Genomic DNA, 12,591 nt, shown 5'->3' with positions numbered 1-12,591 from the left:
CAGAGGAAGCAGGGGGAGATGGGGAAGGTGAGGGAGATGGGGGAGATGAGGAAGTTAACTCGAAATTCTACCTTACCTGTTCCCTGTTCCCTGTTCCCTATCCTATCCTTCATTTCTTTCACTGCATATCCTCTAAAAATGTCTCAACTTGACCATTTGGATTCAGGACAACCCGAATTGTGGGATTCCTGTTTCCTTCAACGGGTGAAACAAACGGTTCACCGACTAAGGGAATACCTGTTTGTTCAATGTGAACTTGTGAAGCTTGTCCCAGAGGAATAATCCGTTCAATGGAACCATCTTGGTCAATAAATAACCGATACTCTAGCGCTTTTGTCACGTCTTCTGGCGGTTGCCATCGCTGTTGCAAGTAGGTTCTTGCTTGGGCAACTTGAGGAATTGTATCAAAGAGTCTACCTCTGGCGGCATCATTGGTATCATCTAATTCGGTTGACTCTATCTCCGTATCCGTTGGCAAAGAAGGACGACGGGCGGTTACTGATGGACGACTCATCACGTCGGGGAGTTCTGGTGTAGCTGGAGTGACATCAAGAGGGGGAAATACGGGCAGAGGTGGGGGTGTCGCGGGTACTTGGGTCGAACTCGGGGACTTTTGCACATTCCCCGTCGGCGCTGTAGGGCGACTGGTTTGGGCAGAGGGTGGAGTTGACGGAGAGGCTGGTGTACTCGGCGCAGGTTGAGCCGGAGGGCGCTGGGGTGGAGGTGTGATGGCAATCTCTTGACGTTGGGGTGCGGGTGCGGGTGACGAACTCCGAGTCGATGGTGCTGGGGGTTTAACGGGTTTGGGGGGAGGTACTGTGGGCGCGTTGGCTAACGAGGGTGGTACCGTTGGCGTCGGAATTGGCGAAGGTGGCGAAGGTAAGGGGGATGGTGTTGGTGTGGGCAGTTCTTGAGCCAGGTTGGAGGGGACTTCTTCGGCTGAATCTGAGGCTGAACTGAGGCTTGCGGTTTCCTGAGTTAATTGGGATTGATTGAACCATCTCACACCCGCCGTCGTTACTCCTACGGCTAATACAACGGCGGCGGCGGCTTTTGTCCACAGGGGTAAAACTTTGGCTTTACCAGCGCGATTGAGGTTGGGTAGGGCTAAAATCTCTGCGACATAATCATCTAAAGCCGTGGCTAAATCGAACAGTTGGAGGACACTTAAGTAAACAACTGATCCAGAGTCTTCGTTTGCGAGTTGACCCAGAACTAATTCATGGGTGACTAACCCTTTGGGTTGTAGCGTAATGCCTAATGGAATTGCCCACTGTTTTAAAGGTTGTAATTTTGTGGATGGTAGCTTCGACTCTTGATTGTCTTGGGGTTGATCAGAGGTAACTAATGAAATAGGAGAGGCGGGTTCTGGGATATTAGATTCAAATTCACCTGGATTATCAGGTTGTACAGAAGAGGTTAGATTAGTCCAGGATAAGGGTTGGGGAGAGGTGTTGAGGAAGTTTTGGACGTAGTGACTTACTGCCTCATATAAGACATCCAGTTCTGTGCGATCGCCTTTTATCGTAACTAGCTTTTCGTCAGGCTGTCGCGGATCATCAAAATGTAATTCAAACCGTAAGTCTTTCACCACAGACTTCCCCACCCAACGCGACAGGGGTGACGTTTTTGCCACGATTTCCAGAGTGCAGGTGGGTGGCGTATAGCGGCGTAGAACTGAGCTAGGCATTATCATTTGTTATTCGTCATTTGTCAAAACACTGATTTCACGGATTTATTGGAGAGATAGGGGTAGAGAGGTGAGAGCTTATTGACACTGATTACACAGACAAGGAAAGTTCTCTCATCTTCCCCATCTCCCTCATCTTCCCCATCTCCCCCAGCCTCTGATAACTGATAACTGATAACTGATATTAGCCAGACGCTGAACCCAATAAGGCTAACCAGAGACGCCGATGACCATGAGAATCACTGTAAAAGAGTAAATCAATGAGTAATTTGAATGCCAGTTGATTGAGTAAATCCATAGATACATTGTCTCCTTGCTCCATCCGTTCCTGATAGGTGTTAATAAATGTATCGAGATAATCGCCTAACAAGGCAGTCCGATGGGGTTCACTATCTTGTTCAGTCATTTGTTCCAATAGGGCTACAGCCCGACGGAGGAGTTCCTGATGCTGTTTGGCTAAATGGCAAATAATCAAAACCAGCGATCGCGCTTCTTCCACATCCAGCTTTTTGCGCCCCCCTGAACTTTTACGCTGAGGGTTAGACTGACGCAGACGCCATAACCCGACGCGATCGGACACCACTGACTCTAAGTTTAAGTCAGCCGCCGCTTGTAGCATGGCTTCAGAACCAATACCCGCCAAGGCTTCCAGCGCCAGCAAGATTAAATCCAACTGGGTTTTAATATTATCCAGTTGCATAGAGTCTGGCACTTGCGCCAGGGGTAAATCCTGCCAAGCGTGAGACGAGGTTGGCGTCTTTAGGGTAGAGCGCATAACGTTAGAGTCAGAAATTTAATCAGGCGGGTGGATTCAGTTACCAATAGAGAAACACGACCTTTAGAGTTTACATCAAGTTTCCTTGGGGCAGAATTGAGGGATTGGAGAATTTGACTTTTCACGCCATCGATATCAAACCTAACCCCCCAGTCCCCTTCCTTGATACTGCTGGCGAATCAGGGGTCAGACCCCTCACCCCCATCACTCCGCTGCTCTATTCCTTCACGTCCATTCATTGTTCACGTTGAGAGGAACCCATCAGCTTGCGCCCTCTAGGGGGTAATGGGGGGTCAGACCCCAAAGGGGGCGAAGAGCAATAAATAAGATAATACAAAAAGTTGAAGAGTTGATGGTCGGCAGCGATGACACTACATCCACAAAACTATTGGGAAGTACCAAAAGAAACGGTTAGAGTAGCGCGTGCATCTTTCCCTGTCATGAAATGTATACATGAAAATGTATTATAAATTAGGAACATTATACAAAGACAAAGACTTTGCCGATTTATAGCGCTACGCGCTGGCGTATTTACACATTAGAAATGGAGGCTTTATCAGGAGTCCTTTAGAACATTTGTACTGTAACTACGCGAAAGGATACTGCTATAACTTGCTGATAAAATACTCAAACGCACTGTATCTCCATCTTTTAACGGCGCATCACTGCGAACCACAAACCGTTCTCCTGGCTTTAAACCGGATACAATAGCCACTCTACCCTTAGCGCGATCGCTTATTTCTACTTGACGGGCTTTAACGGTAGACTCACCCCCATTTTCAACCACAACAAATACCGTCGCTTTCTCTGAGGTTTTATTTGTTTTCGCCATCTGAGTATCTCCACGCCCTGACTCTCCACCAACCTCTAACGCCGTTTGCGGAACCACAACTTGGGCTTGGGTATTTGGGGTGAAGCTAACTCTGGCTAAAAGTCCACTCCCAATTTGACGATTCGGGTTGGGAATCGTCACTTCTACAGGAATTTGTAAGGCTTCACTATCTGCTGCTGGCGAAATTCGGGTCACTTTTCCGGAAAACGATTCATGGGTAAGGGCGTCTAACTGCACCGTTACCGATTGTCCCACCTGAATATCCGCTAATGCTCGATCTGAAACCCGAACTTCTACCTTTACCTGAGAGAAATCCCCTAACTTCAGCAGTTCACTTCCCGGTGTCACCAAATTCCCCGATTCGGTGACTCGTTCTAATACCACACCGTTAATCGGGGAGGCGAGTAACGCATAGGATTGACGTTCCTTATTTTCAGCTAAAATAGCTTGCTGCGCCTTAACCCTCTCTTGTGCAGCAGCAACGGCTTGTTGTTCGGTGTGAATTTGTTTGAGGGTGGCTTCCAGGTTTTGTTGGGCGGTGGCGGCGGCGGTTTGGGCTAATTCGGCTTCTTGTCGAGAAATGGCACCTTCTTGCGCCAGGTTTTGTAACCGTGTTGCATCATCTTTAGCTTGCTGCAATTCTAACCGGGCTTGTTCTGCCCTGGCTTGGGCATTTCCAACCTGGGTTTGGGCGCGGGCGACTTCTGATTTGAGGGCGGCGAGTTCGGCTTGGGCTTCGGTTACAGCCGTTTGTAATAAGGCGTCATCAATCTGGGCTAAAATTTGTCCTTGTTGTACCCGATCACCAATATCAACGGTTAGCTTCACCACTCGCCCTTCAATTTGAGATCGCAGGGAGACATCCCGCAGAGGTTGAGTGTTACCTTTATACTCTATGGGTTCTATCACCCATCCCGTTTCTGCGATCGCGACATCTACGGCTGTACTGGTTTTCTCTTCTGCACCAGGGGGTTTGGGTTGCGCCCCAGCTTCTGTCTTGGGACTAATGCCACATCCAGTGAGAGACGGTACAAGTAAAATAATCCACAGCATCAGAAAACCCAAATAGTTAGGGCTTGCTGAATAAGTATTGTGGTGAGGGGAAGCTGGGGAAGCCGCAGACGCTGAATGACTCAATTGATTCGGGGAGTACACGCTTTTAGTTCCCATTAGGGTAAAGTCGCCAAGGGGTGTTTTAAAGTTTCTTCATATATCTACTCTAAATGTTACCGCCTATTAATCACCTTGCCTATCAAAAGCATCGCTACTGGATGAACAGGTCCTTAGCGATCGCCAAATCGGCGGGGGAAGCGGGGGAAGTCCCCGTTGGTGCAGTGATTATTGATAATCAGGATAATCTCATCGCCACTGGCGAAAATCGGCGAGAACGCGATCGCGATCCCACCGCCCATGCCGAAATCCTCGCCCTACGTGCAGCCGGACAAGCCTTAAATACCTGGCATTTAAACACCTGCACCCTTTATGTCACCTTAGAACCCTGCGCCATGTGTGCTGGGGCGATTATTTTGGCGCGGCTAGGGTTGCTGGTGTATGGTGCGGATGACCCAAAAACTGGCACAATCCGCACCGTTGCTAATAGTCCTGATAGCGCTTACTCCAACCATCGCTTACCCGTCTTGGCTGGAATTATGGAAACCGAATGTCGAGAATATCTGAAATCCTGGTTTGCCCAACGACGCCAGCGCGATCGACAATCAACGCTTAACCATGACATTAACAGAACTGTCCCTTCAGTAGACGACAGGGGTTGTCAGACCTCATAAGGTAAAAGTGGAGAGTCGAAACACAAAAAACACAATCCCTTATGATGCAACTCCAATCCCGTGAACAGAACCAAACCTCCTCAACCTTGGACAAGCCTGATTCAAAGACGGTCAATTCCGCCAAAATAGTTCCCGTCAACTCCAGTGTTTCCCCTTTGTTAACCTCCATCCTCTATCCCTTGGGTCGCCGTATCCTCATGCCTCTTTATTTTGGGCGGCTGCAAGTGAAGGGACAAGCCAACATTCCCCAAACGGGTCCAGTTATCTTAGCACCCACCCATCGATCACGTTGGGATGGGTTAACCATGGCTTATGCGGCTGGGAAACCTGTCACAGGACGGGATTTGCGGTTTATGGTGTCGCAAGATGAAATAAAAGGATTACAAGGCTGGTTTATTCGGCGTATGGGTGGATTTGCCGTGAATACCAAACAACCGGGAATTGGCAGTATCCGCCACAGTGTCGAACTCCTGCGTCGTGGCGAAGCCCTAGTTATGTTTCCTGAGGGTAATATTTTTCGTCATGGTGAGGTTAATCCACTTAAACCCGGTATGGCGAGAATTGCCCTGCAAGCGGAATCTAATCAACCGGGTTTGGGATTAAAAATTGTCCCCGTTAGTATCCGTTATAGTGACCCTGTTCCTCACTGGGGTTCTGATATTGATATTCAGATTGGATCTCCTTTAGATGTCGCCAAGTATTGCAACCAGTCAGCTAAAAAAGGCGCTCAACAGCTAACCACCGATCTGGAAATGGCACTCAAACAGGTCGATCAAAACCGAGAATCCGTCAAAGAAGCTGCGTAAGTGGGTGGGGATCGTCATTCGTCATACTCGCTTTCATCGAGAAGCAAGCTACGTCATTCGTTAAGCTGTTCGGTATTTAAATTGGGATACCTAAAACCCTGAAAGGCAACAGGCAACAGGCAACAGCTAATACACAATTTAAATGCGTTTTAGCTTATGCGTTAGGATTTGGGATCAAACGCAAAACTTAACATCTTCTCGTCCGGACATTGTGAATGCAGTCAGGAATCCGTAACAATTGATATTTAACGTAGTCTAAAAGACGAGAAGACAATGGCAGAATCAATTACGGATCAAATGCGAGATCCCAACACACCGGATGATGTAATGATTCGCTCACAACCGCGTGTCCCGGTTACTGATCCGACGCTGGGTATTCCGGTTAACGTAAATCGACAAGGAACTCCCCGACATCGACTGGTAACCATTGGCGATTCTCTCACCCAAGGCTTTCAAAATGCGGCAATCTTTAATACCAATCTCTCTTGTCCGATGATGATTGCTTGGGAAATGGGTTGGGATGAGCAGTTCCGTCATCCTTTGCCCTATGGGGGATTGGGAGGGCTACCCCTAAACCTGGAATATTTCAGTCGGCGGTTAGAACGAGAATTTGGCGATCGCGTGGATTGGTGGGAACTAGGTTCTGCGGTATTCGCCATCCGTCAATTTATGGATGAAGTTGAAGATTATTGGGAACGGGGTCGTGGTTCGATTACGCCCAATACGATCGGAATTAACCACAATCTAGCCATTTATGGCTGGAAACTGGGAGATATTATTACTCGGAATGCCGATATTTGCCAAGCCGCGATACAACAACCCACGGATAATTTATTTCGACAGATTGTGGAAAATGCCAATGAACGGGCAGCGTTAAGGGTATTAAACTCAGCACGAGACCAACAAAATCAAGCACTGACACCTGTAGAAGCCGCAGCCGCATTAGGCGCAGATGGAACCCAGGAAAATGGTGAAGGAGATGGGATTGAAACCCTGATTATCCTGATTGGTGCGAATAATGCACTGGGTAGCGTTTCCCAACTCAAGGTAGTTTGGAGTGATGAAGGATATGATGATTTAGACCAGGCGAATCAATACACCGTCTGGCGTCCAATTCACTTTAAAGATCAGCTAGATAAAGTTGTCAAAGAAGTTAAAAAAATTCGCGCTCGTCATGTGATTTGGGCTACAGTTCCCCATGTGACGATCGCACCCATCGCTCGTGGGGTCAGTTCCAAGGTTACGCCCGGATCTCGCTACTTCCCCTACTATACCCGTCCTTGGATTAGCGACAAGGATTTCGATCCCAAGGATGACCCTAATATTACGGCACAGCAAGCGCGTGCGATCGATAGCGCCATTGACCAGTACAACAATTATATTGTTGATACCGTCAAAGACGCTCGCCACCAAGGACACGATTGGTACGTGTTTGAAATGAGTGGATTATTGGATCGGTTAGCATCACGACGCTACATTGAAGATCCCCAGAGTCGTCCTGATTGGTGGACAAAGTACGAATTGCCCCCAGAACTGCAAATGCTCTCACCTGTCCCCGATTCTCGCTTCTTTGTCTCGGATCGTACAGGTCGTGTGAGTGGGGGTTTATTCTCGTTAGATGGGATTCATCCCACCACGATTGGCTATGGACTAATGGCACAAGAGTTAATCACTATTATGCAACTGGCTGGAGTCAAGTTTTATCTGGGGGATGGTACAAGTGAGCGTTCCGGACCGGTGAGGGTTGATTTCCGGCGCTTAATTGATCTAGATACGCTGATTTCTGATCCGCCGCGATCGCTCTCTAGTAATTTAGAGTGGTTAGGATGGCTGGATCAGAATTTGGGCATTTTTCAGCGTTTACTGCGAATAGGTAATTAATACCGACCTAGATCCGGGCACGATAGTATCGTGTCCCTACCGCATCAATTATGCCTAAGCTGTGATCGGAAACAGTGTCGTGCCTTATTATCACGCCAGTCGTGATCAGCACAGTTTTATTGACATACAAAACAACCATTAACCTTAAAAAATAATTAAGCTTTATTGCTCTGAATTTTAGAAGAGTTTTAACAAAAACTTTAAGCCAACTTGATGAGATTTGCTTGGAACAGGCTTATGCTAAAGTAGTGACTGACTATGGAATTCTAAACTATTGTTCCCTTAGTCAGTAAAAATTAACGTTTAAAGACAAACAAGTATCAGGTTCAGATATCTACACCTGTCCCTAACCTCTCTGCATACCCATGAGCATTACCGAAACCACATCCTGGAACGATGTCCGCGTCGCCTTTAAAAAAATATGGGGATATGATAATTTCCGTCCACCTCAAGGTGAGATTATTCGGAGTATTTTGGAAGGGCGAGATGCACTGATTGTGTTACCCACAGGTGGGGGAAAATCAATTTGTTTTCAACTTCCCGCCCTTTTACAAACCGGATTAACCTTGGTGATTTCCCCATTAGTTGCTCTAATGGAAAATCAGGTACAAGAATTACGCGATCGCAACTTACCCGCCGCCCTGTTACATAGTCAATTAACCCCGCAACAACGGCGACACACGCTGCAAGCCTTAGAAAACCAGCAACTGCGATTACTTTACCTTTCCCCAGAAACCCTGTTAAGTGCGCCCGTTTGGGAACGACTCTCTCAACCTGATCTGAAAATTAATGGATTAATTCTCGATGAGGCACATTGTCTGGTTCAATGGGGGGATACCTTTCGACCCGCGTATCGACGCCTAGGGGCAGTACGACCCACCCTACTCAAATCTAAACCACCCGGTAGCCAAATCCCGATCGCCGCATTTACGGCGACGGCTGATCCCAGCGCCCAAGACACCATCAGCCAGGTGTTGCAATTACAACACCCCCAAGCCTTTTTAATCAGTCCCTATCGCCAAAATCTCAACCTAGACGTGCAAATCGTCTGGACACCACGGGGACGCCGCCAGAAGATGTTACGCTTCATCCAAGCCAGAAATCGGCAATCGGGGTTAGTTTATGTCCGTTCGCGGCGAGATAGTGAGGAATTAGCCCAATGGTTTGGGGAACGGGGGTATACAACAACCGCCTACCACGCCGGGTTAAGTTCCCAAGAACGGCGAGAGATTGAACAGAGTTGGCTAAGTGGCAAAACTCAATTTGTGGTGTGTACCTGCGCCTTTGGGATGGGCATCAATAAGCCCAATGTGCGGTGGGTTGTCCATTTTCAGCCCCCCCAATTATTATCAGAATATATTCAAGAAGTCGGTCGGGGTGGACGAGATGGCAAACCCGCAGATGCGCTGACGTTGATCAGTGAGCCAACGGGGTGGTTAAATTCAGAGGATAAGCAAAAGCGTCAATTTTTTGTCGATCAGATGCGATCGCAATACCAAGATGCCCAGCGTTTAGTCAAAAAGCTACCTGAACAGGGAAATGTAGCCGCTGTCAGCCAACAATTTCGCCAGGGTGAGGTTGCATTAGCCCTGCTACACAGTGCTGAACAATTGGAATGGCAAGATCCCTTTCACTATCACAAACACCCATCCCCCGATTCCCGCGCTTTGGCTAATTTAAGTTCCCACCAAGTTCAGGTACAGAAACTGATGACACAATACCTGACAACTCGCCAATGTCGTTGGCAGTTTTTACTCAAGGCATTTGGGTTTAAAAAGGAGGCGATGGGATTAAAATGTGGACATTGTGATAATTGTCGGAAATAGGTGTCATGGGGAATGGGCAATGGGCAATAGGCAATAGGCAATGGGGAAGAAAGAGACACTTGTAGAGACGTTCCGGTGCTTTAAAATCGTCATCATCCTCTCTCTCAAGATGAGAGAAATAACCTTTCCGTGTAATCAGTGTGACCAACCTCTCACCCCCTACCCCTATCTCTCCAATAAATCTGCGAAATCAGTGTTTTGACGAATGACAAATAACAAAATTATTTCTATTTTTCTAAGTACCTTTTTATGGGTAACTGTATCCTCCCCCCAGAGTCTAAACGCTCAAGGTGAAGAGGGATTACAGTTACAAGATTTTAGTTACTGGGCTAACCTCTGTGCTTCCCAAAAAGAGGCGAAAAACTATGAAGAAGCCCTAGAAGCCTGTGATCAAGCGATCGCGTTGAATCCTAATGAACCTCAAGCCTGGATTGACCGAGGTGATATTCAACGGGCATTAGACAATTATGCCGAAGCCGCCGCCTCTTATGGGCAAGTGATTCGCCTAGAACCGAGACATTCTGAAGCTTGGGCAAAGCGCTGCGCGGCAAATATCCAGTTGGCAAACTATGAAGCCGCAATCACTGACTGTGAAACAGCGTTGCAACTTGATGAAAATTGGAATCAGGTGACACGGGCTTATGCGTTGTATCATCAAGGGTTAGCTCTTTGGGGACAAGCAGAACGAGAAAAAGCTCTATTTTCTTTTGATTTAGCGGTTCAAAGTGATCCCAATTATTCCCTAGCTTGGGCGCAACGCTGTCTGTTATTATCCCAATTTGATCAGACGTATGATGCCCTTAACTCTTGTGAACGGGCATTACAAGTGAATGGGGATTGGGGAAATCAGACTCCTGCGATCGCCTGGACAAATCGCGGTAAAATTCTGACTCAGTTGGGACAGTATGACGCCGCCTTGGAGTCTTATGATCAAGCCTTGGCAATTGATCCTAAGGATGCAACCGCTTGGACGGAACAAGGTAAAGTATTATTAATTATTGGTCAACCGGGTGAAGCGTTAACTTCTCAGGAATGGGCGCTGAAAATTCGTCCCGATTATTCGTTAGCCTTAGCTAATCAATGTGCCACTTTGAATCAACTGGATCAATACGAAGATGCTTTAGCCGCCTGTGATCAAGCGATTCAAGAGGGAGATGGGCGCTGGGGAGACGAAGGGGCGGCGTATGCGTGGAGTCATCGGGCGGATGCGCTGACGGGTTTAGGTCGATTTCAAGAGGCTTTGGCATCCGCTAATCGGGCGGTAGCACTCAATCCCGACTATGCTGATCCCTGGAGTAGTCGGGGGGCGACGCTGTGGTTTATGGGGCGGTTTGAAGAGGCGCTAGGGGCGACAGAACAGGCGATTGTGATTAATCCTAATTCCTCGAAGGCGTGGTTTAACTATGCCCGAATTCTCACCACATTGGGAGACTATCAGGAAGCCCGTGCTGCTTATCAACGGGCGCTGTTAGGGGATGCGAATGTGGGTGATGTACTAACGTTGGCAGAGATTTGGGTAAATTTGAGTGGTTTAGACTTCCGTCTGGAACGCTATCAAGAGGCGATCACCGCAGCCGAACGAGCGATTGGGATTAATCCCGATTCGGCAGCCGCATGGTATAATAGGGGGTTAGCGTTAATGGCATTAGATCAATACCGTGATGCCGTGATGACTTACAACCGCGCGATCGCGATCGATGCAGAGAATGCTGATTTTTGGGCAGGGAAAGGTATTGCGCTGCGGTTTTTAGAGCAATATCCTCAAGCCTTGGAAGCCTTGCAAACGGCATTAGAATTGAATCCATCTCATCCGCAAGCATTGGTCAATCAAGAGTTTGTCATGCAAAAGTTACAAACTCCCAATGGGATGGAGGCTTTACCTAATTCAGGGGTTAGGTAAAATCGAAAAATCTGGATGTTAATGCTTCTCCTCTACGAATGCGTGATTTCTGATCCCTTACCTCAACCCTAGCCATGCAACGTTCAAGAATCCATCTACCCCTGCTTTACCCAATAATAACCGCAACGCTACTGACTTTGGCGACGGGGTGTTCTCAAGTGGAACCGCCTCCACCCACAGCACAACCGAACACACCAGCAACACCGATTCCCGCGTCTCCTACATCTGTTTCATCCCCAGCCGCTTCGCCGGAACCTGATCCCTTCTCCCAAGCCCTGGATACCGCGATGAGTGCAGCGACAATTACACAATCGGCTGTATCCCCGGATGACTGGAATCTAGTTGTTAATCGCTGGCAAGAAGCGATCGCACTTTTGGAGAAAACGCCATCCTCTCATCCGAAAAAACAACTGGCAAGCCAAAAAATAGATGAGTATCAGCGCAACTTAGCTTACGCCAAACAACAATCGGTCAAAAGTTCTCAACCTAAACCATCTCCCAAAATTATCGTGGCATCCCAGCCATCTGCAACGACTTCCTCCTCTCAACCTGAGACTCAATCCCCTCAGCCGCCTGCAACGACTCCACCCTCTCAACCTGAGACTCAATCCCCTCAGCCGCCTGCAACGACTCCATCCTCTCAACCCCAGGCTCAATCCCCTCAGCCACCTGCAACGACTCCATCCTCTCAACCCCAGACTCAATCCCCTCAACCCAGCCAATCTCCAGCAATTTCGGCAAACGTCGCTCTAGCCCAACATCTGCAACAAAGTGGTGCCAAAATGTATGAAGCCTACTGGTGTTCTGTTTGTCGCTGGCAAGAAAAACAGTTTGGACCCGAAGCTTATGCTTACGTTGCCACGATTGAATGTGACCCCCGTGGCAAAAATGCTCAACCTGAACTCTGTCGTCAAGCCAAAATTCAAGCCTTTCCAACCTGGGAAATTAATGGTCAATTTTATCGGGGAGGAATGCAGTTAGAACAACTGGCTAATTTGTCAGGGTATTCAGGTTCTCATGATTTTAACTAACTGCGCCTGTGCCTAAATAAGGGCGGGTTTTGTTGTTCGTTCAGTTATCGGTGAGATAGGGCGGGT

General features: G+C 48.0%; 9 protein-coding genes. 6 read left to right on the top strand and 3 right to left on the bottom strand.

Annotation, left to right across the window (positions count from 1 at the left end):
• Positions 1-118: 118 nt before the first annotated feature.
• The 3 genes from RID53_RS26315 to RID53_RS26305 all read right to left on the bottom strand — a co-directional run bounded on the left by RID53_RS26315 (position 119) and on the right by RID53_RS26305 (position 4,350).
• On the bottom strand, positions 119-1,696 hold the full coding sequence (locus RID53_RS26315; protein WP_446390911.1) for a DUF4335 domain-containing protein: 1,578 nt from the start codon (positions 1,694-1,696) through the stop codon (positions 119-121).
• A 178-nt stretch (positions 1,697-1,874) separates the two neighbouring features.
• Positions 1,875-2,465 carry a DUF3038 domain-containing protein gene (locus RID53_RS26310; RefSeq protein WP_446390910.1) on the bottom strand — a complete coding sequence of 197 codons (591 nt, stop codon included), beginning with the start codon at positions 2,463-2,465 and terminating at the stop codon, positions 1,875-1,877.
• Positions 2,466-3,021: 556 nt separating this feature from the next.
• Positions 3,022-4,350 carry an efflux RND transporter periplasmic adaptor subunit gene (locus tag RID53_RS26305; RefSeq protein WP_446390909.1) on the bottom strand — a complete coding sequence of 443 codons (1,329 nt, stop codon included), beginning with the start codon at positions 4,348-4,350 and terminating at the stop codon, positions 3,022-3,024.
• Between the two features lie 170 nt (positions 4,351-4,520).
• Here RID53_RS26305 and tadA point away from each other — a divergent pair, with 170 nt between their 5' ends.
• The 6 genes from tadA (at position 4,521) to RID53_RS26275 (ending at position 12,525) form a co-directional block, all read left to right on the top strand.
• The gene (tadA, locus tag RID53_RS26300) at positions 4,521-5,081 is read left to right on the top strand and encodes a tRNA adenosine(34) deaminase TadA (RefSeq protein ID WP_446390908.1); all 561 of its coding nucleotides are present in this window, start codon (positions 4,521-4,523) and stop codon (positions 5,079-5,081) included.
• A 44-nt stretch (positions 5,082-5,125) separates the two neighbouring features.
• Positions 5,126-5,887, top strand: coding sequence for a lysophospholipid acyltransferase family protein (locus RID53_RS26295; protein WP_446390925.1), 762 nt, complete (start codon positions 5,126-5,128; stop codon positions 5,885-5,887).
• A gap of 273 nt (positions 5,888-6,160) precedes the next feature.
• The gene (locus RID53_RS26290; protein ID WP_446390907.1) at positions 6,161-7,768 is read left to right on the top strand and encodes a hypothetical protein; all 1,608 of its coding nucleotides are present in this window, start codon (positions 6,161-6,163) and stop codon (positions 7,766-7,768) included.
• Positions 7,769-8,133: 365 nt separating this feature from the next.
• A complete protein-coding gene (locus RID53_RS26285) occupies positions 8,134-9,594 on the top strand; it encodes a RecQ family ATP-dependent DNA helicase (RefSeq protein WP_446390906.1) in 1,461 nt (486 codons plus the stop codon).
• Positions 9,595-9,799: 205 nt separating this feature from the next.
• The gene (locus RID53_RS26280; protein WP_446390905.1) at positions 9,800-11,494 is read left to right on the top strand and encodes a tetratricopeptide repeat protein; all 1,695 of its coding nucleotides are present in this window, start codon (positions 9,800-9,802) and stop codon (positions 11,492-11,494) included.
• A gap of 74 nt (positions 11,495-11,568) precedes the next feature.
• A complete protein-coding gene (locus RID53_RS26275) occupies positions 11,569-12,525 on the top strand; it encodes a hypothetical protein (protein ID WP_446390904.1) in 957 nt (318 codons plus the stop codon).
• Positions 12,526-12,591: the final 66 nt, after the last annotated feature.

It is taken from the genome of Coleofasciculus sp. B1-GNL1-01 (assembly GCF_040220235.1).
Lineage (GTDB): Bacteria > Cyanobacteriota > Cyanobacteriia > Cyanobacteriales > Coleofasciculaceae > Coleofasciculus.
This window is presented reverse-complemented; position numbering and strand designations above follow the sequence as displayed.